The following is a 20,196-nucleotide window of genomic DNA, read 5'->3' as shown; positions in this document are numbered from 1 at the left end:
ATATTAGTCTAGCCTAATTCAAAGGTGATGGCGGGGCGACATTGGCAACGCTTCTCTGCGCGGCGTATGGCTATGAATGCGGTTGCCTATCAAACCGAGCGCCAACAAGGCGGCCAATCCTGCCAAGCCTCGTCGCCAGGCACGTTCGTCATCCTGCCACAGCTCTAACGATGCCAATAGTTGCCAGCTCAGCGCGTTAAACAATACATAAACCGCCACCAGTATCACGAACCAACCAAACCCGCGGCGTAACGCCGTCGCGCTGATGAAGTTGGATAACCAGCCACCCAGAAAACTGCCCATTACCGCACCCGCCGTCACCAGCGCCATCAACGGAATATCCAGTTGGGCGTGATTCGCGTAGCCGCTCAAGCCGGCGCTGGCGTTCATGACAATAACCAGTAAAGACGTACCGATAGCCGCCGGCATCGGCAACCCCACCAGCAAGGTCAATGCCGGCACGATCAAAAATCCGCCACCGACCCCCACCAAGCCGGTCAGCCCACCGACCAAAACCCCGTCGAATAACAATCGCAATACCGGTGTTTGTAAAGGACACATCGGTAACGTCTGCTCAACAGCCGGCTGGCTTGGCGTTTTCTTGAAAATCATCGCCAGACCCGTCAACAAGGTAATCGCTCCAAAAAACACCATGAGCCAGTCCCCGGAAAAATGCCCGGCCAAACGGCCACCGCCGAATGCGCCGAGCATCCCGGCCAAACCGAATACCAGCGCGCTTTTCCAGCAGACATGGCCGCGCCGCGCATGTGGGATCAACGCCATCAGGCTGGAGACGCCTACCACCACAAATGAGGTGACGATAGCGGTCTTGGGCGGTACATGCAGCACGTAAACCAGCATCGGCACTGTCAAAATCGAGCCACCGCCGCCCAGCAAGCCCAGCAGCAGGCCGATACAGATTGCCAAGATTAGCGTCAGGATCATCGGCTAACTCCGCCTATTCGGCCGGCGTCCCACAGGACTGATTGGCCGGCAGCGCCTGATCAATGAACTTGGGATACGCCAGCTTCAACTCGCTCATGATGCCGATGAACTCGTCACGTGTGCGCCCCTGGCCCAAGCGGGTGTTTTTTGCCATTTCCTGTTTGATGGTTGACACGGTATTACCCTGGTAATCATGCCCCGGATACACCAGCGTATCAGGCGGTAATGTGAATAACTTGCCGGTGATGCTGTCATACAGCTGGCCGGCATCGCCTTGCTGGAAATCGGTGCGCCCGCTACCGCCGATCAACAAGGCATCGCCGGTAAACACCCGATCAGCCATCACATAACTGACGCAACCACCCGTATGGCCGGGGGTATGCCGGACCTGAATATCCAGATCGCCCACTTGCAATAACACCCCGTCGGTGACCAGCAAATCGGCACACAGCGCGCCGGCATCCCGATGCACCACACTCTTGCTGTCCAGTTTTTCCCGCAACAAACCGGCGCCGGTGATGTGGTCGGCATGCACATGGGTTTCAAATGTGTAAATCAGCTTCAAGTTCAGGCTTTGCAGCAAATCGATATAAATCGGCAGCTCCGAAGCCACCGGATCGATCAGGCAGGCGCGACGGCTGCGTTCACATCCCAACAAATAACTGTAGGTGGAGGTTTCTGTTTCGAAGAGTTGTCTGAAAATCATGACCCGCCTCATTAAGCGCAAAGTAAAAAGAATATAAGTGCTGTATATCAATACTCGTGCCAGTTTACCGGCAGTATTTATATCCGCACGGCCCACAAATCCAGCGCTATCCAGCATGGGATAAATAGATATATACCTTTGTTTTAACTGATTATTTTAGTTTTCTTACCTTAAAGAATTAAGTCGATAGGTTTGATGAAGCGGTCTGGCGCCGGCCACGCCTGGCGTTTCAATATGAAATATTGAAACGATGCTGATACACTTGAAACATCACTGAAACAAAACGAGCTTGAACGCATGGCATCTTCTTCCCCCCTATTCAAACGCTGGCTCGGCCAAATCGGCGCCGATCAAGTCGTAGAAGTGTTGACCGATTTATTCGAAAGCGGCGCAGCCTTTATCGTAGACAGCAATAGCGACATTTTGCTGTGGAGCAAAGGCGCCGAACAATTGTTCGGCCTGAACGCAACCGAGACCGTAGGCAAGCCTTGCAAAACCGCACTGAATTGCGACAGCGGCAACGATCCCTGCAATCTGGCCGAACTCGGCATCGTCAAGTCGCAAGCGGTGCGGATACATCGCCCGGATGGCCGGACGCTGAATTGTTATCGAACCGCGCGCGCCTTCTACGACAACAACGGCGGCTTCGCCGGGGCGATTGAATTTCTGCAACCGCAAAGCGACATAGCGCCCGAGCAAAAACCGGACGACAGCGACAGCTTTCACGGCATTCTGTCGCGCGACCCGGCCATGAAAGAAGCCATCAAAATCATCCGCAACGTCGCCGAAACCGAAGCCACCGTGTTAATCCGCGGCGAATCCGGCACCGGCAAGGAAATGGTGGCGCATGCCTTGCACCTGGAAAGCCCACGACACTATCAGCCGTTTCTGGCGATCAACTGCGCGGCCTTGACTCCCAGCCTGTTGGAAAGCGAGCTATTTGGCCATGTGAAGGGCGCGTTCACCGGCGCGGTGCGTAATCATGCCGGCTTGTTTCAACGTGCCAACGGCGGTACTTTATTTTTGGACGAAATAGCGGAGTTGCCGCTGGAGCTGCAAGCCAAGTTGCTGCGGGTGATACAGGAGCGTAATTTCACGCCGGTGGGCGGCGATAGCGCGGTCAGCGTGGATGTGCGGATTATTGCCGCCACGCACAGATCGCTGCGCGAAGAGGTTAAGGCCGGGCGGTTTCGGGAAGACTTGATGTATCGCTTACGAGTGGTGCCGATTTTTCTGCCACCGCTGCGCGAACGTCGCCAGGACATCAGCCTGTTGCTGCAACACCTGATAGACCGGCATAACACCCAAGGCCATCGCCATATCGACCGCATCGCGCCGGAAGCGATGCGCCTGTTGCTGGATTACCGCTGGCCGGGTAATGTCCGGGAACTGAATAATGTCGTCGAATACGCCTATGCGGTAGGCCGCGGCAGCGAACTCGGCATAGACGATTTGCCACCCGAGTTTCGTGAGCCGCTTAGACCGGCAGCAACGCTTGAACAAAACTCTGCCCCGCGTCCAAAAAGTCAAAACGAAGCGGAATTGATCCGCGAAGCCTTGGCAAATAACCCGGACAATCTGGAGCAGGCCGCGCAATTTGCGGGGATGAGCCGGGCGACTTTTTGGCGAAAACGGCGGAAGTATGGGCTATAGGCTCGCTCAATTGGCAGGTTAATCACGTCAACGCCGCGCAAATATCGTATTGACGTCCCATTGATTGCGTTTTATGGTGTAGCTCCAGTCATCAATGGGACTCTATTCATGCAAGCACCCACTCTAAAACAGGAAGCGCTGGAATCGATTGACCGTTTGCCTGACAACGCAGACATGGACGAAATCATGTATCAGCTGTACGTCGTCGACAAGTTACGCAAAAGCCGCAAAGCTATCGCTGAAGACCAATTCATTCACCACGAAGAGTTAAAGCGCGAAATCGAACAATGGTGATTGTTTGGTCAAAACCCGCACGCGAAGACCTCCACTCGATACATCAATTTATTGCTCGTGATTCCAAACTCTACGCAAACCGCGTAACGCAAGACATTCTCGCTAAAGTGGATGTACTGGCGATCATGCCAAAGCTGGGCAGGACAGTTTCCGAAATTGGCGAGGAAAATGTGCGCGAAATCGGCGTATATTCATACCGGATACTTTACGAAATAATCGGCGAAACCTTATATATCCATGGTGTGATTCATAAGCGGCGAGACTTCAAACAGGAAGATCTGCAACGGGAATGAATAAGCACTGAATGGCTAAACGCAGACTGCTAATGCCGCCCCACCATCAACTCGATTTCCTCGACGATTTCTTCCTGGCGCAGCCGGTTGCGTTGCCGTTGTAATTCTTCGCCGCCGCGCTCCAGATGCCGCAACGCGGTTTCCATCTGCATCAGCCGCATGTGGTTTTCGACCCGAATCGAGCGTAACAATAAGGCCAGCAAGGTATGAAACAGATAATGTTCGGCAACGCCTTGAGCCACTTCCGCTGCCGGCGCGAAAGTCAGCGGCGGGTTTAGCCGGGCGTGGCTGGCAACATTCGCCAAAGGCCAAAGACGTTGGCTGCGCGCCCCTTGTTCGTCACGAATACAAGCTATCAACCCAAATTCGACGCCGCGCAGCTCTGCCACCGCCGCCAGAATACTATCTATCGCCGCCGGCGCATCCAGACCACCTTCGGCACCGCGCAGCCGTTGCAATGCGGCGTGCTCCTTAACCATTGGGTGCAGGCGCTCGCCAAGCAGAATTAACGGACCTTGCTGATCGGCATTTTGGCGCCAGTAGCGGATCACGTCTTCGTTAAAGCTGCCGCAAAAGCCGCGCACGGAACCGAATAACAGCCAAATGTCTTTCGCGGGCGCGCTTAAAGCCGGCTCCGGCAAGCTGTCGGCTAAATCGGCCAAGGCCATTTCCAGCGATTGCACGACTTGTTGTTGCGCGGCTTCGCGCTTGCCCACTTTCCGCAGCTCGGCCAAGGCAAAACTGCGCATCGCACCGAGAATGCCGGACAAATCGTCGAACAAGGCTAAGCGCGCCTCGACTTCCCGGCGCTGGCTCATGTTTTATCCGCCAAGAGTTGCCGCAACACTGACAACCATTGCTTTTTCGGCGAATCCAAAGTCAACGTATCCGGCAATTTTGCCAGTAGCCCGGCCAATACGCCCGCTGCATGTTCCGGTTTGAGGTTTTCCAGTAAACCCTCGCCATAGGCCAGCAACCAGGCCAGATGCGCGCGTTCGGACAAAGGTTGCAAACGGTCCTGTTTCAATATTTCCCGCAGCAAACGGCCGCGTTGCAGTTTTTCCTCGACACCGGCTTCCAAACGGGTGCCGAAGCGGGCGAACAACTCCAGCTCCAGAAACTGCAAATAATCCAACCGAATATGCGCGGAAGCGGTTTTGATTGCCGGATGCTGGGCCTTGCCGCCAATACGCGACACCGATCGGCCGATGTCGATGGCCGGCAGCATGCCTGCCGCGAACAGCTTGCTCTCCAGATATATCTGGCCGTCGGTGATCGAGATCAAGTTGGTGGGGATATACGCCGACAGCTCGCCCTGGCGGGTTTCGATAATCGGCAAAGCAGTCATACTGCCGCCGCCATAGGCCGACGACAATACGGTAGAGCGCTCCAGCAGCCGGGAATGCAGATAAAAAATATCGCCCGGATAGGCTTCCCGGCCTGGTGGCCGTTGCAATAGCAGCGATAGCTCGCGATAGGACTGAGCGTGGCGCGTCAAATCGTCATAGACCACCAAGGTGTCGCGGCCCATGCGCATCCAGTGCTCGGCAATCGCGCAGCCGGCAAACGGCGCCAGATAGCGAAAACCCGGTAAAGCGTTGGCTTCGGCGACCACCACCACAGTATAGGCCAGCGCGTCGGCCTGACGTAGCGCTTCTAGGGTACCGGCGACGGAAGAACGCGGCTGGCCGATCAACACCATCACGCACAATACATTGCGGCCGCGTTGATTCAGAACCGCATCCAGAGCCAGCGCACTTTTGCCAATGCCGTCGTCGCCGATGATCAACTGGCGCTGGCCCTTACCGATGGGAATCAGCGTATCGACGATCTTACAGCCGGTGTATAAAGGTTCGGAGACGAAATCGCGCTCGATGATGGGCGGCGCGGCAGCTTCCAGTGAGCGAAACTGGCGCAATTCCGGCGGCGGTAAACCGTCCAGCGGACTGCCGAGCGGATCAACCACCCGTCCCATTAAAGTATCGCCAACGCCAATTTCCAGCTTACGCCCAATGTGTTGCACCGCCATGCCGGCGGTGACGCCACGGTTTTGCGACAACAGAATCGCCCCCAGCACTTCCCTGCCCAACTGAAACACCAGACCGGTACTGCCGTCGTCGAAACCGATCAATTCATCAAGCCGGGCAGTGGGTAAACCGCGTATCCAGGCGATGCCGTCACCGATGCCGGCCACGCAACCGCGCTCGGATAGACGCAGGCCAAATTGGTAGGCTTTAACCGGCTCAACCATGATTGGCTTGGCGCCGGAAAAACGCCAGCTCATCGGCCAGATTAGCGTGCAATTGGCATTCGCCGACTATGGCGCGCAGGCCGGCAATCAGAGCCGGGTCTTCCTTGAACGTGAGTTGCAAGGTTTGTCCGGCAGCATTCGACAGGGTTTCCGTCACTCGCGCTTGATCGGCTTCGCTCAACGGGTGCGCGCTAAGCACCTCGACCGCAGAAGCGGCAATCAGCATCGCCGCCGCTTTGCGCAGTGCAGTTTGTTCGCTATCCGGCATGTTAAGCAGATCCTGCAAAAATACCTCGACAATAGTCTGCGTCAATTGCGGCGAAGCCAGCCGTTGCAACATCGCCGCCGCCTGTCCATAAGCCGCGCCCGCAGCTTCCCTTATCAAAGCGGCTTCCCTTGCCGCAATCAGCGTCTGGTTGCGGACCCGCAATTTAGCTTCTTCATCAGCTAGGGTTTGTTTCAGATTCTCTGTTGCAGTATTGCGCAACTGAGTTAACTCTTCGTCTAGTTGGCGGCGACTGGCTTCTTGTTGTTGATTCCAATCGGTTAGCCGTTGTTCGTATTGTTGGCGCAGGGCTTCCGCTTGGTTGCGCAACTGTGCGGCCTGCTCGGTTTCATCTTTGATGCGCCGCTGCCGGGCATCGAGCATTGCCAGCACCGGGCGATACAGGAAGCGTTGCAGTATCCACACCAGGACCAGGAAATTGAGGATTTCCAGGATAAAGGTTGTCCAGTCGAATTGCATCATGGATGGGTAACCCGTTTTGTTGGATATGAACTTGCGGCGTTGTTCCGAAAAAACCGCCGATTTTTTGTTTCTCCGCTATCTTAAACCCCGCAATGGCTTTGATGTCTGAAAATTTAGCCCGCGTAGCTTGCCATTTAGGCACGTCTTGAGGCTCGAATACTTACGGCTTAGAATACCGCCCGACTTTCCGGATTCGAGCCTGCCCGACCACCTAAGCCAGGGCAAATAAGACGGGAAGCCCGAACCAACTCAGCATTTCGTTACCCTATGACCTCTTTGCAAGAACATCTGTCACACCCCAAGTATCGGCCCGATATTGACGGCTTGAGAGCCATTGCCGTTCTCTCGGTTATCGCCTTTCACGCCTTTCCCAAGAGCTTGCAAGGTGGATTTATAGGTGTAGACATTTTCTTTGTGATTTCAGGTTATCTCATCTCCACCATCATTTTTCAGAACCTGGAAAAGGGTACTTTCAGCTTCACCGAGTTTTATGCCCGCAGGGTTAAGCGGATCTTCCCGGCACTGATTCTGGTGTTAGTCGCCTGTTACGTCTTCGGTTGGTTCGCGCTGTTTGCCGACGAGTACAAGCAGTTGAGCAAGCATATTGCCGCCGGCGCGGGATTCGTTTCCAACATTGTGTTGTGGAGCGAGGCCGGCTATTTCGACAACTCCGGCGAGACTAAACCCTTGCTGCATCTTTGGAGCTTGGGCATTGAGGAACAGTTTTACATCGTCTGGCCCTTGTTGCTTTGGTTTGCCTGGGAGCGGAACTTCAATCTGTTGACCATTACGGTTCTGATTGCCGTCGTCTCATTCAGCCTGAATATCACAGGCGTCATCGCCCATCCTGTCGCGACGTTTTACTCGCCGCAAACCCGGTTTTGGGAACTGTTATGCGGTAGTTTGCTGGCCTGGATGACGCTCTACAAGAAGGACTCGTTCTCTGCTATCAAGCTCAAGCTCGACGGCTGGCTGGCTGGCGCGGTTTATCGAAACTCTCACGCCGCCGACGGCAAAACGCTGGCCAACGCGCTTTCCATTCTGGGCATGCTGCTGCTGGCCTTCGGTTTTTTCATCATCAATAAAGATCTCAATTTCCCTGGCCGATGGGCGGTAATCCCGATGTTGGCTGCGGTCATGATCATATCGGCCGGGCCGAATGCCTGGGTTAATCGCATCGTTTTATCCCACCCGCTGGCGGTATGGTTCGGCTTGATCAGTTTTCCATTGTATTTGTGGCACTGGCCTTTGCTGTCTTTTGCGCAAATCATCGAGACCGACGTGCCCAGTATGAATATCCGCGCCATTGCGGTGTTGTTGGCTGTGGCATTGGCTTGGCTGACCTACAAACTGGTGGAAAAACCGATACGTTTGGGCAGTCACAGCAGAGCCAAGACGGCGGTACTGCTACTGTTGATGCTCGGTATCGGCTATGTCGGCTACGCTTCATATTCTCGGGATGGCCTGGAGTTTCGTAAAGCCGATGCGCAGACCAAAACCAAGATGTATGCCGATGTGAACGGCACAGTACTCTACAACACGCCGGAGGACTGGGTCGATGAGCGCTGTAAGGGGGTATTGGGAGGGGCCAGTTACAATTATTTGATGTGCCGCTTTACCACCGCCACCCCAAAAACGCTGGTAGTCGGCGACAGTCACGCCGCGCAATTTGTCTACGATTCCATTTCCAAGGGCTCGAACGATCTGGCATTGGTAGGTGTGAATGGCTGCCTACCATTTATCGATCTGGTGAGTATTAATCCGACGGAAGAATTTGCAGAAAAGTCGACAAGATGCCGGGTGGTCGTTCCCATCGTACTGAAGCTGCTGAAGGAATTCCCGTCAATTCAGCGAGTGGTGTTTGCGACCAGAGGTGCGATGTATATTGAAGGCTCCGGGTTCGGCAATACGGAAACGAAAAACGTCTATCGGATTATTAAAAGTCCGGATGATGTATTGACGGAAAATTACAACCAGTTTGTTTCCGGCTATGTCGCAACCATCAATGAGATTTTAAAGCTGGGCAAAGCGGTGGTTTTTATTGAAGACGTACCGGAAATTGGTGTAAGCGCTAAAAACTGTGTGGACGAGCGCCCAGTGCGCATTACCGAAAGAGCCCTGCCCGAGTGCGATGTTTCCAGAAAGTCTTTTGAAGAGCGGAATATAAACTATAGAAGAGCGGTCGATGCTATCAATGCCGCCACGCATAAGCAGATTAAGATTTTTCCCGCCTACGAATATTTATGCGATGAATCAACTTGCGGCGGCATGCACGATGACATGTCTTATTTTTACGATGACGATCATCTTTCCATGCGCGGCAGTAAATTTATTTTCGACAAATTTACCGAATGGTTGGACAAAGAGTCCAAGTAAACGATTGGAGCGCCATATAGCAAACTGGGTTGAGTTATTTTAAAAAATATTCAAGCAGCGGATTTCTAAACAACACAATCAGGGCCACCACCAAACAATAAATCGCCAAAGACTCTATCATCGCCAAACCAATAAATAAGGTTCGGGTGATGGTTTTCTCGGCTTCCGGCTGGCGAGCCAGAGCTTCTAGCGCGGCGGCGATGGCTTTGCCCATTGCCAGAGCCGGCAACATAGTGCCGAGAGCAATGACCAGACCGGCCACGCCGGTGGAAATCATGCTGAATAAATGGATGTCATTCATGGCTATTCCTCGGGAATGGCGAATGTATCGGATTCGCCAGGTTCCAACGCACCGGCGATGTAGATTAGCGCCAGCATACCAAAGATATAGGCCTGCACCACCGCTTCGATTACATGCAGCATCAATAATGGCACCGGCACCAGAAAGCCGGCAATCAACAATACCAGCAAGGCCGCCATTTCCAGACTCATGATGTTGCCGAATAGGCGGATGGCTAAAGCCAGGGTGCGGGTAAATTCGCTGATGATGTGAAACGGTAACAGGATGATACTGGGTTCGGCGTAATGGCGAAAATGCTGACGCCAGCCGCAGTCGCGAATCCCGAACCAGTGAGTAGACCCGAACACCAGCACCGCCAATGCGCCGGTAGCGGACAAGTCGCGGGTGGGCGCGTGGAGTTCCGGAATTAAACCCACCAGATTAGCCACCAACACAAACAGCCACAAGCTGGCCACGAACGGCAGCACCCGCCGTACCGATGCTGCCGGTAACACTTCGGCAATTGCACCTTCTATGGCCACGACTACCGCTTCGAGTAAGTTATGCAATGGGGATGACTGGCTACTGAAGCGCAGCGACAAGATTAACACCATAAAAACCAGCATCACGCCCCAGGTAGTCACGACCGTGTTACTGATCGCCAGTGGGCCGAGTTGAAAAACAGTATCGGCTGCCGACTCGGCGTTATTCATGTCCGCACCTCGAATTAAACAAACAGAACAGCAATGTAGGTTGGGCTTCATTGCGTTCAGCCTAGCCTACCCTTTACGACAGCCTCGCTGGAATAAGCTTTAAGCGCTGATTTATTCAACGGCCAAGTATTGACCGGGAGCCAACGGACTTTCGTAGCGGACGCCTTCCCGGAAAAACTGCTCGGGGTTGGAAGCAATTTCGCGGGCGGCCAGGAATTGCGCATAGTAGTTACGGGAGGCGAAACCGAAGGCCGGACCGTCATAGGTATCTACGATACGCACGAAGTCACTGCCGACTTGGTTTTGGGCACGCTTCATCCCGCCGATGCCGTGGTTGTATGAAGTTACCGCCGCCGGCCAATCACCAAGCTTACCGTAAGCGTAACTCAGATACCGGGCCGCGCCGTTGGCGGACACGAAAGGATCGTAACGTTGATCGACGCGATCACCGCCGGGCATGAAGGTTTTGGCGGCAGCCTTGGTAAATTGCCACATACCGACCGCGCCGGCGGAGGATTTGGCGGACGGTTGAAACGAGGACTCTACGTGCGGCAGATAAGCCAAGTCCTCAGGCAAGCCGGCATCGCGGAAGGTTTTTCTAAACTGCAAATCATAGCGACCGCTGATCTCCAAGCCGCGTTTAAAACGCTCGCGAGTACCGCGTTGCGAACGCAATCTGTCGCTAAGTCCAGGCAATACGCTATTGAGCGATCTGCCGTTATTTTCCAGTTTGGCGATCAATTGCCGGTCGTTGGCATTCAACGCCGCGCCGTAACGCACTTTACTTTCCAATTCCGCCAATTGGGCTTTCCAATACTCGCGGCGCTGGCTGATCATGTCTTTTTGTTCTGCCGTCAGGCCTTCCGCGACATAGCCCGGTAAGGTCATCACTTCGTAGACGACATCCAAATAACGGTCGTCATGAAAAGCCACTTCGGAACGCTGCCAGACCGCATAGGTTTTTCGCCAGAAATCCACGGCCGGCTCCAACGCTGCCGGTTTTGGGAAAGTCCCTGTATAAAACGCCGGTTTATACGGCGTCGGTTGCGGTTGATAAGACGGTCGCTGTTGGACGATATTCGGCCTTACCGACGCCATTTTCTCTCGCTTTACCGGCGAACTGCTGGTGCAAGCATTTAATAAAAATAAGGCTAATAAGGGAAGAGCTAAACGCAGCAAGGGTGGTTTCATTTTAGTCTGGTTATTGAGTGCAACGTTGATCGATGTAAAGTTTGCTACGCCGAAGAGCCGTAAAATATTCCTCGTGTATTTTCAACAAATAATAGCGCTCATTTCGAATTTTCGTGAAGAATAAATCCGAAAAAAATCAGCTTTTTTCCTGCAAAAATCGAAAAACATTATAAGCGCCAACCCCAATACCCAACACGATCAAACTGACAGTCCAGCGCACCGAATAACCGGTGGCCAATGTATCCAACCACCGCCCCAAATACGCACCGGCGACGATAGGCACTACAAACAACAAACCCAGCGTACCGCCATAAAACAACATGCCTACCCAAGTCGCCGGGCGGCGGGTTTTATCTTCCAAGCGGCGCAGATCGCGGCGGGTGTGTTCGATTAATTTGTTGCGAAAACTCATGGCTATATTCCCGCTGATCCGCGACTACTCAATTCGGCTAGGCGCCGCACCAAAGAATGTTCAATTTCCGACAACGTCGCCCGCGCGGTATGTACTTCTGAATCGGCCTGGGCCATTTCCGCGGCGAGTCGTTCGCAGATGCTATCGCGGTCTTTGCCGAGAAAATAGCGCACCGTCGTCACAGTCAGTTGATTGTCGGCAAAGCGCAGCACGCCGCTGGGCAAGGCCAAATAATGCCAGACATCGGCTTGATCGCAGAAACGGGCCAGCCCGTATCTCAACAAAGCCACGCAGTGAATATGCCCCGCCAAAATCCCGAAACTGCCGTCGGTATCGGCACCGATAAACTGAGTAACGGTATCGAAATGCTCGGCGCCACGACTATCCAGCAAAGTTAACGCAAACCCGTTCATGCCGACATTGCGCCTTTCATATAGCAATCGGCTTCGCTGAGCTGGTCATATTGGCCGTCCATGAATGCTTCGCAGTCGGCAATAGTTTGCGCCAGCGGCACGCGCACGCCCGGCATGCCGGTATGGTCGGCAACGGTGGTAAACGGTTGAGTCAGATAGCGTTGCAAGCGGCGCGCCCGTTCGACGATGCGGCGGTCCTCTTGGGAGAGCTCTTCGATACCGAGCATGGCGATAATATCTTCCAATTCTCGATAGCGCGACAAATGCTCGCGCACGGCACGCGCCACCTGGTAGTGCCGGTCGCCCAGGATATGGTGATCCATGATCCGGCTGCTGGAGCGTAAAGGATCGATGGCCGGATATATTCCTTTGGCGGCCTGTTGCCGCGATAAGATGACCACGCTATCCAGATGCCCAAGGATGGTCGCCACTGCCGGATCAGACATGTCATCGGCCGGCACATACACAGCCTGCACCGAGGTGATGGAGCCGGATTTGGTGGAGACGATACGTTCTTCCAGCGACGCAACTTCGGTCAGTAGAGTGGGTTGATAGCCGACCGTGGCGGGCATCCGCCCCAGCAAACCGGAAATTTCGCTACCGGCCTGGACGAAGCGAAAAATATTGTCCATCAAAAACAACACTTCGGTATCCAGCGTGTCGCGCAAATACTCGGCATAGGCCAAGGCGGTGTAACCGACATGAAAGCGCACGCCGGGTGACTCGTCCATTTGCCCGTAGACCAGCAGTGCTTTGGGTAATACGCCGGCATCGGCCATTTCATGCCAGAGTTCGTGGCCTTCGCGCATGCGTTCGCCAACGCCGGCGTAAACCGATACACCTTGCATCGCCACACTCACCGCGTGCATGAACTCCATCATCAGCACGGTTTTGCCGACGCCGGCACCGCCAAACAAGCCGGTTTTACCGCCACGCACGAACGGGCAAAGCAGGTCGATGACCTTGATGCCGGTTTCCAAGATTTGCGAGGCAGGCAGCGTATCGGACAGTAAGGGCGGAGAGGAGAGAATATTGCGGAAATTAATGTTAGGTAAAGGCTGGCCGCCATCAAGCGGATCGCCGAACACATTAAGTATGCGCCCCAAACAACTGGGATCGACCGGCACATTTAAAGCGTCGCCACGATCAAACACCGGCATGCCGCGAAATAAGCCCGAAACCGAATGCAAAGCAATCGCCCGAATCAGCGTAGGCTCCAGATGCTGAAACACGACCAGCACATAGCGACCGCCACCGTTCACAACATCAAGCGCCTGACCGATTGGCGGCAGATATTCGCAACGCACATCGACCACCGGCCCCTGCGCGGCCTCAATCCGGCCCACCTGCTTCATCTCATCTGTCATAGCTGCTTGCTCCGACGCATAATCCCCCTAAAGCACTTGGAGTAGCATATTTTTAAAATTCTTGCGCCCCACAGCGAAAAAAGCTTGCTACGGAATCGTCAGTGCTTGGATAATCGCATTAGATATTTCGCATATTTGCACTATGTCGCAAGCACCGATTAGCGCCGGTACACGGGGTTAGTTCAGGAACTTTGGACTTTATCACATTGCCCTAACAACGGAGTGTTGAAAAATGCCGGCGTTCCAACAGAAGGCAAGAAATATTCCGTTTATCCTCAGCAGCGATTTTTACGGGAAAGAGGGGGAAACATGAAACCAAAGGCAACGCAGTTAAGCTTTTGCTCAAGGTGCGGGGATGAAATTCCGCCAGACGAATTGCAATTTCTGCCAAATGCTTCGCTATGCGCTTTTTGCTACAACACGCAGCTGGAATATCGGGATATCCATCACTCAGGCGTTAAAATATCCAAAACCGTCTTAACCTTAGTGCCGCAAACCCCAAAGACTCAAGACAGCAACGCGGCCTAACCGCTTCAATCCGGTAGCAAAACGCTGGTAGCCACCGGACTTAAACCCCTATCATCGCTAAACTTTATAAAAAGCATCCTGTAACGGTATACGGGTTGCCTACTGTTTTATGTTTTTATAACCTTCTTCACTTTCACGCATGATTTTTTGGCCTTCCTCAACCAGATTGCGGCCTTCGTCAATCTTTATCTGACCCTCACGTTGTATCACTTGTCCGCGTTCGACCATTTGCTTACCTTCCTGCCAACGGCTACCCAACTGCGCAATGCCCTGACTATCCCGCAACATTTGTTCACCGGACAGAATTTTGTCCGCCTGCTTGGTCGGGGCGGCTGGCTCGCTAGCACAACCGGCGACCAGTAAAGTTAACAGAAGAACGGAAGTATTCGGTCTGTCTCTGCGCATAAATATGTCCTCTTATGATGCACTGGAAATGATGGAGAGAAATATTGCAAAACACCATGGTATCTGGCAATCATTTTTTCAAGTTGGTATGGCGTTTTGATCTAATTGCCGCGTGCGGCTTTAGCAGGCCACTGGGTCCACACCCCATAAACAATTAGCGCGAATACCAACCAGCTACTGACCAAAGGGCCCACCACACCGTCGTAATAGGTGTTGACCAGAAACAGTGAATCGGCTTGCAAATTAACGTTGAACAAATCTCTGCTCACTTTAATCTGCCAGACCCACGCGGCGTGACAACCGATACATAGACCCAGGCTTTGCGGCACCCGACTTCTGAGGATTGCTAAAAATAAGCCAACCACAAATAAAGCCAGCAAGGCGCTGATTATCTGCGGATTCAACCAGTTGGCAAACGCTTCCGCCATTAATTTTAAACCACTGCCCGGCGTTAAATCGGCGTAAACCAGTTGCGACTTACTTTTTAAAAAATGTAGCGCCGCATAGTAGATGGAGCTGATGGTCACGGCTGCCATCATTGACATTTTCCGGCCTAAAGCCCCCAGCAGCAGGCCGCGAAATAGCATTTCTTCGCCGACCGCAATCAGCATCGCAAAAAACAAACCCAATCCGATTTTTTCCGCTATTTTGCCCACCGTCCAATGCCGGGTATCGTCCCAGATATGAACATCCAGCCAATACAGCGTCAACAGCACCGGCAGCAAGGTCAATAAGCCCAAGGCCAGACCTTGGCGCATTTGTTTGAAAAATATCGCTTTGGGCGCAAATCCCAAATCGGCCCAACTGAATTGCAGATAGTTCTTTAACGGAAAAATACTCAGCAGCAACAGCACCAAGGTAATTTTGCTGATAACTTTTGCCAACGGTAAAATATCGCCGGCAAGCCACAGCAAACCGTACCCCAGCATGCTCGCAGTCGTGGCGGCAATGACCAATATAAGCAACGGCAGCAACGCATAGACAATCCAGCGGATCAACGAAAATCTCCCCATAAGGTTTGCACAGCGGTCAATGCCGATAACACCGCGGTCTCGGTACGCAAGATCCGGGCACCCATCCGCACCGGAACGAATCCTGCCGCCTTGGCAGCTTGTCGTTCTTGCTCGCTAAATCCTCCTTCCGGTCCGGAGAGCAAGGTAACACAGGGATTTTCCGGCTTTAGGTCCGCCAGGGATTGCTCGGCATAGGGATCGAGAAACACTCTTAAGCCTTGCTGGCTGGCAACCCAATCAGCTAAATTCGTTATCTCGCCAATTGGCGGACAATAAGTTCTTCCGGATTGTTCGGCCGCGTGCTGGACAATATGCTGCCAATGCTGTAAACGTTGCTGCTTTTTATCGTCGTTGAATTTGATCACGCAACGCTCGGTTGCCAAGGGCGTTAAGCAGGTGACACCCAGTTCGACGGCTTTTTGTACCGCCCAGTCCATCCGGTCACCGCGAGAAATACCCAAACCCAAATTGATCGCCAGCGGCGATTCGACGTTACGATCAACGAACTGCTCGATTTCTACCCGCACGGTCTTACGGCTGACCTCAGAGAAACGGCCCAGATATTCTCCGCCGTGGCCGTTAAACAGCACGATGCTCTGATCCTGCTTTAAGCGCAGCACACTGCGCACGTAATGGGCCGCATCGTCATCCAATTCGACACGTCCGCCCACATTGAGCGACTCAGCAACATATAAGCGCGACACTCGCATTAGTCCTGCACCGCCAGTTGGATGCCCTGCCAGGCCACGTCTGCCATCAGTTGTATCTCCTGCTCGTTGATCACATAAGGCGGCATAAAATAAATCACATTCCCCAAGGGCCGCAGCAACACGCCCCGACTCAAAGCATAGCGATAAACGGCCAATCCGCGCCGTTGCTGCCAAGGATAGGCCTCGCGCGTATGCTTATTTTTGACCATTTCGATAGCGACGATCATGCCGGTTTGCCGAACTTCCGCAACGTTGGGATGCTCCTTAAATCGCTCTACGGCTTTAGTCATTAGTCCCGCCAAATAGCGATTGTTGGCAATCACATTTTGCTGCTCAAATATCCCCAGCGTCGCCAAAGCCGCCCGGCAACCCAATGCGTTGCCGGTATAGCTATGCGAGTGTAAAAAAGCAGTGAGATTCTGATAGTCGTCGTAAAAAGCTTGATAGACCTGATTGCTGGTCAAGACCGCAGACAAGGGTAAATAACCGCCGGTCAGCCCTTTGGATAGGCAAATAAAATCCGGGCTGATTGCCGCTTGTTCGCAGGCAAATAAGGTGCCGGTACGGCCAAAGCCCACGGCAATTTCGTCGGCGATCAAATGTACTTGGTATTTGTCGCACGCTTCACGTAGTAATTTTAGGTACACCGGATGATACATGCGCATACTGCCGGCGCACTGCACCAGCGGTTCGATAATTACCGCACAAACTTCATCAGCGTGTCGCGCCAAGGCTTGCTCCATGGCCGCGAAACGGCGGGTGGAATAGGCTTCCCAACTTTCGCCATCTTCGCGATAGTAGCAATCGGGTCCAGCTACCGTGATCACATCCATCAACAACGGCGCGTAGGTGTCCTTGTATAAAGCCACGTTGCCAACCGCCAAAGCCCCCAGGGTTTCGCCGTGATAGCTGTTTTCCAGTGTGATGAATTTGGTTTTTTGCGTTTGTCCGAGATTGCGCCAATAATGAAAACTCATCTTTAACGCAATTTCGACCGCCGATGAACCGTTATCCGCGTAGAAGCACTTATCCAAACCCGGCGGCGTAATTTCCACCAACTTTTCCGCCAGTGTTAACGCCGCCTCATGGGTAAATCCACCGAGGATGACATGCTCAAGCGTCTCAAGCTGATCACGAAGCGCTTGATTGATAATGGGATTGGCGTGACCGAATAGATTGACCCACCAGGAACTGACTGCGTCCAGATAGCGATTACCGTCGAAATCTTCCAGCCAGACGCCTTGGCCCGATTTAATCGGAATCAACGGCAACGCATCCGCCGCAGATGCCCGAGCATCGTGGTCTTTCATCTGACTACACGGGTGCCAGAGCACGGCAAGATCGCGCTGAGCGATAGTTTGATTATTCATAGCTTGCATAAAAAAGGGGCTTGCGCCCCCTTTCCGGTTAGATTGATCTGAGCCTTAATAACGATAATGATCCGGTTTGTAAGGACCTTCCACCGGTACATTAATATACGCCGCCTGTTCTTTGGTCAGTTCGGTTAGTTTTACGCCGATTTGCGCCAAATGCGAACGCGCGACTTTCTCGTCAAGTTTCTTCGGCAATACGTAAACTTTGTTTTCATAGCTGGATGCGTTGGTCCAAAGCTCGATCTGCGCCAATACTTGGTTACAAAACGAGTTGGACATGACGAAGCTAGGATGACCAGTAGCGCAGCCCAAATTCACCAGACGACCTTCTGCCAACACGATAATGCGCTTACCATCAGGGAAGATCACATGATCGACCTGCGGCTTGATGTTTTCCCAGGTGTAGTGGCGTAAGGACGCAATATCGATTTCCGAATCGAAATGGCCGATATTGCAGACGATAGCCTGATCACGCATCGCTTTCATGTGATCGTGAGTAATGACCCCGACGTTGCCCGTAGCCGTAACAAAGATGTTGGCAATAGGCGCCGCTTCGTCCATTGTTACTACACGATAACCTTCCATTGCTGCCTGTAATGCGCAGATCGGATCAATTTCGGTAATCAGAACAGTTGCACCCAATCCACGTAGAGATTGCGCGCAACCTTTACCTACATCGCCATAACCGCAGACTACGGCAATTTTGCCGGCCACCATCACGTCAGTAGCGCGTTTGATACCGTCGACCAAAGACTCGCGGCAACCGTAAAGGTTATCGAATTTGGATTTAGTAACCGAATCGTTGACATTGAATGCCGGTACTTTTAGCGTACCTTTCGCCACCATTTCGGTCAGACGCAGCACGCCGGTGGTAGTTTCTTCGGACAAGCCTTTCACATCCGCCATCAATTCGGGGAAGTTATTGTGCATCATGGTTGTCAGGTCGCCACCATCGTCCAGAATCATATTCGGACGCCAGCCGTCAGGGCCAAGAATGGTTTGTTCGATACACCATTCCGCTTCCGCCTCGGTTTCACCTTTCCAGGCAAAAACAGGAATACCGGCAGCGGCTATCGCAGCCGCTGCATGATCCTGAGTGGAGAAAATATTGCAGGAGGACCAGCGGACTTCCGCACCCAATGCCGTCAGTGTTTCGATTAATACCGCAGTTTGAATGGTCATATGCAAACAACCGGCGATACGCGCGCCCTTCAGTGGCTGTTGAGAGCCGAACTCGGCGCGCAAAGCCATCAAACCCGGCATTTCGGTTTCGGCGATATTAATTTCTTTACGACCCCATTCAGCTAGGGCTAAATCGGCAACTTTGTAATCGGCTTGGCTCATAATATTTTCCTGATCCGGATTAAATGCCCGCAGCATCTTTCAATGCTTCGGCTTTGTCGGTTTTTTCCCAGCTGAAGCTGGCTTCGTTACGACCAAAATGGCCGTAAGAGGCAGTTGGACGATAAATCGGTTTTAATAAATCCAATTGGGCAATCAAGCCTTTCGGCCGCAAATCGAAGTGCTCGCGCACGATTTGCACCAAGCGTTCTTCTTCGATTTTGCCAGTACCGAAGGTTTCGATGCTTATGGAAGTAGGCTCAGCGACGCCGATCGCGTAGGAGACCTGAATTTCGCAACGCTCTGCCAAGCCGGCGGCAACGATATTTTTTGCTACATAGCGCCCCATATAGGCCGCGGATCTATCCACTTTTGACGGATCTTTACCGGAAAACGCGCCGCCACCATGGCGAGCCATGCCACCGTAGGTATCGACGATGATTTTACGGCCGGTCAAGCCGCAGTCGCCCACGGGACCGCCGATGATGAACTGGCCGGTAGGATTGATGAAATACTTAGTATCTTTGTGCAGCCACTCTTTCGGCAAGGTCGGCAGGATGATTTCATCCATTACCGCTTCTTCCAGTTGTTTACCACCTATTTCCGGGGAGTGCTGGGTAGATAGAACGACCGCATCAATGGCGACCGGCTTGTTGTTTTCGTAACGGAAAGTCACCTGGCTTTTTGCATCCGGACGCAGCCATGTCAGGGTTTTATTCTTCCGCACCAAGGCTTGTCTCTCAACCAAACGATGCGCGTAGGTAATAGGGGCCGGCATTAACACGTCGGTTTCGTTGCTGGCATAACCAAACATTAAACCTTGGTCGCCGGCACCTTGTTCGTGATTTTCGGATTCATCAACACCCATAGCGATGTCGGCTGACTGTTTACCAATGGCATTCAATACCGCGCAGCTGTTACCGTCAAAGCCGATTTCGCCGTTGTCGTAACCAATCTCGCAAACTACTTTTCTGACCAACTCTTCGGTATCCACCCAAGCATTGGTGGTAATTTCGCCGGCCAAAACCACCATACCGGTCTTGACCAGTGTTTCGCAGGCTACCCTGGAACGAGGGTCTTGAGCCAGCAAGGCATCAACGACAGCATCTGAAATTTGGTCAGCAACTTTGTCCGGATGACCTTCCGAAACAGACTCTGAGGTAAAAAGGTAGTTTTTATTCACG

The 20,196-nt window shown here is 53.0% G+C and carries 22 protein-coding genes; 5 read left to right on the top strand and 17 right to left on the bottom strand.

Annotation, left to right across the window (positions count from 1 at the left end; genetic code table 11):
- Positions 1-18: 18 nt before the first annotated feature.
- Both DDY07_RS21635 and DDY07_RS21630 read right to left on the bottom strand, forming a co-directional pair.
- Positions 19-945: a sulfite exporter TauE/SafE family protein gene (locus tag DDY07_RS21635; RefSeq protein ID WP_171697397.1), complete on the bottom strand. Its 927-nt coding sequence runs from the start codon at positions 943-945 to the stop codon at positions 19-21.
- Between the two features lie 13 nt (positions 946-958).
- On the bottom strand, positions 959-1,651 hold the full coding sequence (locus tag DDY07_RS21630) for an MBL fold metallo-hydrolase (protein ID WP_171697396.1): 693 nt from the start codon (positions 1,649-1,651) through the stop codon (positions 959-961).
- Positions 1,652-1,948: 297 nt separating this feature from the next.
- Here DDY07_RS21630 and DDY07_RS21625 point away from each other — a divergent pair, with 297 nt between their 5' ends.
- The 3 genes from DDY07_RS21625 (at position 1,949) to DDY07_RS21615 (ending at position 3,891) form a co-directional block, all read left to right on the top strand.
- The gene (locus tag DDY07_RS21625) at positions 1,949-3,304 is read left to right on the top strand and encodes a sigma-54-dependent Fis family transcriptional regulator (RefSeq protein ID WP_171697395.1); all 1,356 of its coding nucleotides are present in this window, start codon (positions 1,949-1,951) and stop codon (positions 3,302-3,304) included.
- Positions 3,305-3,412: 108 nt separating this feature from the next.
- On the top strand, positions 3,413-3,598 hold the full coding sequence (locus DDY07_RS21620; RefSeq protein ID WP_171697394.1) for a hypothetical protein: 186 nt from the start codon (positions 3,413-3,415) through the stop codon (positions 3,596-3,598).
- Complete coding sequence (locus DDY07_RS21615) at positions 3,592-3,891, top strand: type II toxin-antitoxin system RelE/ParE family toxin (RefSeq protein WP_171697393.1); 300 nt, start codon at positions 3,592-3,594, stop codon at positions 3,889-3,891. The genes DDY07_RS21620 and DDY07_RS21615 overlap by 7 nt, the downstream gene beginning before the upstream one ends.
- Before the next feature lie 29 nt (positions 3,892-3,920).
- On the opposite strand, the gene DDY07_RS21610 is transcribed toward DDY07_RS21615, so the two are convergent.
- The 3 genes from DDY07_RS21610 to DDY07_RS21600 are packed head-to-tail and all read right to left on the bottom strand — an operon-like array spanning position 3,921 to position 6,890.
- A complete protein-coding gene (locus DDY07_RS21610; RefSeq protein WP_171697392.1) occupies positions 3,921-4,709 on the bottom strand; it encodes a F0F1 ATP synthase subunit gamma in 789 nt (262 codons plus the stop codon).
- Entirely contained in the window at positions 4,706-6,175 is a 1,470-nt protein-coding gene (locus tag DDY07_RS21605; RefSeq protein ID WP_171697391.1) for a F0F1 ATP synthase subunit alpha, read from the bottom strand. The genes DDY07_RS21610 and DDY07_RS21605 overlap by 4 nt, the downstream gene beginning before the upstream one ends.
- Positions 6,135-6,890 carry a F0F1 ATP synthase subunit delta gene (locus DDY07_RS21600; RefSeq protein ID WP_171697390.1) on the bottom strand — a complete coding sequence of 252 codons (756 nt, stop codon included), beginning with the start codon at positions 6,888-6,890 and terminating at the stop codon, positions 6,135-6,137. Before DDY07_RS21600 ends, DDY07_RS21605 begins: the two co-directional genes overlap by 41 nt.
- A 267-nt stretch (positions 6,891-7,157) precedes the next feature.
- Between DDY07_RS21600 and DDY07_RS21595 the strand changes: the two genes are divergently transcribed.
- Positions 7,158-9,266: an acyltransferase family protein gene (locus DDY07_RS21595; RefSeq protein WP_171697389.1), complete on the top strand. Its 2,109-nt coding sequence runs from the start codon at positions 7,158-7,160 to the stop codon at positions 9,264-9,266.
- A gap of 34 nt (positions 9,267-9,300) precedes the next feature.
- Here the strand turns inward: DDY07_RS21595 and DDY07_RS21590 are convergent, their stop codons facing one another.
- The 6 genes from DDY07_RS21590 to atpD form a co-directional block, all read right to left on the bottom strand.
- Positions 9,301-9,567: a F0F1 ATP synthase subunit C gene (locus DDY07_RS21590; RefSeq protein ID WP_020483596.1), complete on the bottom strand. Its 267-nt coding sequence runs from the start codon at positions 9,565-9,567 to the stop codon at positions 9,301-9,303.
- Between the two features lie 2 nt (positions 9,568-9,569).
- Positions 9,570-10,259 carry a F0F1 ATP synthase subunit A gene (locus DDY07_RS21585; RefSeq protein WP_171697388.1) on the bottom strand — a complete coding sequence of 230 codons (690 nt, stop codon included), beginning with the start codon at positions 10,257-10,259 and terminating at the stop codon, positions 9,570-9,572.
- A 111-nt stretch (positions 10,260-10,370) separates the two neighbouring features.
- The gene (locus tag DDY07_RS21580) at positions 10,371-11,450 is read right to left on the bottom strand and encodes a lytic transglycosylase domain-containing protein (RefSeq protein ID WP_253734573.1); all 1,080 of its coding nucleotides are present in this window, start codon (positions 11,448-11,450) and stop codon (positions 10,371-10,373) included.
- 136 nt (positions 11,451-11,586) lie between these two features.
- On the bottom strand, positions 11,587-11,862 hold the full coding sequence (locus DDY07_RS21575; protein ID WP_033157702.1) for an AtpZ/AtpI family protein: 276 nt from the start codon (positions 11,860-11,862) through the stop codon (positions 11,587-11,589).
- 2 nt (positions 11,863-11,864) lie between these two features.
- Positions 11,865-12,275: a F0F1 ATP synthase subunit epsilon gene (locus tag DDY07_RS21570; RefSeq protein WP_171697387.1), complete on the bottom strand. Its 411-nt coding sequence runs from the start codon at positions 12,273-12,275 to the stop codon at positions 11,865-11,867.
- The gene (atpD, locus tag DDY07_RS21565; protein ID WP_253734572.1) at positions 12,272-13,642 is read right to left on the bottom strand and encodes a F0F1 ATP synthase subunit beta; all 1,371 of its coding nucleotides are present in this window, start codon (positions 13,640-13,642) and stop codon (positions 12,272-12,274) included. The genes DDY07_RS21570 and atpD overlap by 4 nt, the downstream gene beginning before the upstream one ends.
- A 222-nt stretch (positions 13,643-13,864) precedes the next feature.
- Here atpD and DDY07_RS21560 point away from each other — a divergent pair, with 222 nt between their 5' ends.
- Positions 13,865-14,170 carry a TraR/DksA C4-type zinc finger protein gene (locus DDY07_RS21560; protein WP_171697386.1) on the top strand — a complete coding sequence of 102 codons (306 nt, stop codon included), beginning with the start codon at positions 13,865-13,867 and terminating at the stop codon, positions 14,168-14,170.
- 99 nt (positions 14,171-14,269) lie between these two features.
- On the opposite strand, the gene DDY07_RS21555 is transcribed toward DDY07_RS21560, so the two are convergent.
- The 6 genes from DDY07_RS21555 to metK form a co-directional block, all read right to left on the bottom strand.
- On the bottom strand, positions 14,270-14,575 hold the full coding sequence (locus DDY07_RS21555; protein WP_171697385.1) for a hypothetical protein: 306 nt from the start codon (positions 14,573-14,575) through the stop codon (positions 14,270-14,272).
- 101 nt (positions 14,576-14,676) lie between these two features.
- A complete protein-coding gene (locus tag DDY07_RS21550) occupies positions 14,677-15,573 on the bottom strand; it encodes a CPBP family intramembrane glutamic endopeptidase (protein ID WP_171697384.1) in 897 nt (298 codons plus the stop codon).
- Positions 15,570-16,298 carry a 16S rRNA (uracil(1498)-N(3))-methyltransferase gene (locus DDY07_RS21545; protein ID WP_171697383.1) on the bottom strand — a complete coding sequence of 243 codons (729 nt, stop codon included), beginning with the start codon at positions 16,296-16,298 and terminating at the stop codon, positions 15,570-15,572. The genes DDY07_RS21550 and DDY07_RS21545 overlap by 4 nt, the downstream gene beginning before the upstream one ends.
- Complete coding sequence (locus DDY07_RS21540; protein WP_171697382.1) at positions 16,298-17,668, bottom strand: adenosylmethionine--8-amino-7-oxononanoate transaminase; 1,371 nt, start codon at positions 17,666-17,668, stop codon at positions 16,298-16,300. Before DDY07_RS21540 ends, DDY07_RS21545 begins: the two co-directional genes overlap by 1 nt.
- A gap of 54 nt (positions 17,669-17,722) precedes the next feature.
- Positions 17,723-19,015: an adenosylhomocysteinase gene (gene ahcY / locus DDY07_RS21535; protein WP_171697381.1), complete on the bottom strand. Its 1,293-nt coding sequence runs from the start codon at positions 19,013-19,015 to the stop codon at positions 17,723-17,725.
- A gap of 19 nt (positions 19,016-19,034) precedes the next feature.
- The gene (gene metK / locus DDY07_RS21530) at positions 19,035-20,195 is read right to left on the bottom strand and encodes a methionine adenosyltransferase (protein WP_171697380.1); all 1,161 of its coding nucleotides are present in this window, start codon (positions 20,193-20,195) and stop codon (positions 19,035-19,037) included.
- Position 20,196 lies beyond the last annotated feature (1 nt).

Origin of the sequence: Methylomonas sp. ZR1, from assembly GCF_013141865.1 — a bacterium.
Classification (GTDB): Bacteria; Pseudomonadota; Gammaproteobacteria; order Methylococcales; family Methylomonadaceae; genus Methylomonas.
This window is presented reverse-complemented; position numbering and strand designations above follow the sequence as displayed.

Excerpts from the sequence above, each read along its gene's own strand:
- DDY07_RS21635 (WP_171697397.1), bottom strand. The coding sequence starts at position 945 with ATGATCCTGACGCTAATCTTGGCAATCTGTATCGGCCTGCTGCTGGGC.
- DDY07_RS21630 (WP_171697396.1), bottom strand. The coding sequence starts at position 1,651 with ATGATTTTCAGACAACTCTTCGAAACAGAAACCTCCACCTACAGTTAT.
- DDY07_RS21625 (WP_171697395.1), top strand. The coding sequence starts at position 1,949 with ATGGCATCTTCTTCCCCCCTATTCAAACGCTGGCTCGGCCAAATCGGC.
- DDY07_RS21620 (WP_171697394.1), top strand. The coding sequence starts at position 3,413 with ATGCAAGCACCCACTCTAAAACAGGAAGCGCTGGAATCGATTGACCGT.
- DDY07_RS21615 (WP_171697393.1), top strand. The coding sequence starts at position 3,592 with ATGGTGATTGTTTGGTCAAAACCCGCACGCGAAGACCTCCACTCGATA.
- DDY07_RS21610 (WP_171697392.1), bottom strand. The coding sequence starts at position 4,709 with ATGAGCCAGCGCCGGGAAGTCGAGGCGCGCTTAGCCTTGTTCGACGAT.
- DDY07_RS21605 (WP_171697391.1), bottom strand. The coding sequence starts at position 6,175 with ATGAGCTGGCGTTTTTCCGGCGCCAAGCCAATCATGGTTGAGCCGGTT.
- DDY07_RS21600 (WP_171697390.1), bottom strand. The coding sequence starts at position 6,890 with ATGATGCAATTCGACTGGACAACCTTTATCCTGGAAATCCTCAATTTC.
- DDY07_RS21595 (WP_171697389.1), top strand. The coding sequence starts at position 7,158 with ATGACCTCTTTGCAAGAACATCTGTCACACCCCAAGTATCGGCCCGAT.
- DDY07_RS21590 (WP_020483596.1), bottom strand. The coding sequence starts at position 9,567 with ATGAATGACATCCATTTATTCAGCATGATTTCCACCGGCGTGGCCGGT.
- DDY07_RS21585 (WP_171697388.1), bottom strand. The coding sequence starts at position 10,259 with ATGAATAACGCCGAGTCGGCAGCCGATACTGTTTTTCAACTCGGCCCA.
- DDY07_RS21580 (WP_253734573.1), bottom strand. The coding sequence starts at position 11,450 with ATGAAACCACCCTTGCTGCGTTTAGCTCTTCCCTTATTAGCCTTATTT.
- DDY07_RS21575 (WP_033157702.1), bottom strand. The coding sequence starts at position 11,862 with ATGAGTTTTCGCAACAAATTAATCGAACACACCCGCCGCGATCTGCGC.
- DDY07_RS21570 (WP_171697387.1), bottom strand. The coding sequence starts at position 12,275 with ATGAACGGGTTTGCGTTAACTTTGCTGGATAGTCGTGGCGCCGAGCAT.
- atpD (WP_253734572.1), bottom strand. The coding sequence starts at position 13,642 with ATGACAGATGAGATGAAGCAGGTGGGCCGGATTGAGGCCGCGCAGGGG.
- DDY07_RS21555 (WP_171697385.1), bottom strand. The coding sequence starts at position 14,575 with ATGCGCAGAGACAGACCGAATACTTCCGTTCTTCTGTTAACTTTACTG.
- DDY07_RS21545 (WP_171697383.1), bottom strand. The coding sequence starts at position 16,298 with ATGCGAGTGTCGCGCTTATATGTTGCTGAGTCGCTCAATGTGGGCGGA.
- DDY07_RS21540 (WP_171697382.1), bottom strand. The coding sequence starts at position 17,668 with ATGAATAATCAAACTATCGCTCAGCGCGATCTTGCCGTGCTCTGGCAC.
- ahcY (WP_171697381.1), bottom strand. The coding sequence starts at position 19,015 with ATGAGCCAAGCCGATTACAAAGTTGCCGATTTAGCCCTAGCTGAATGG.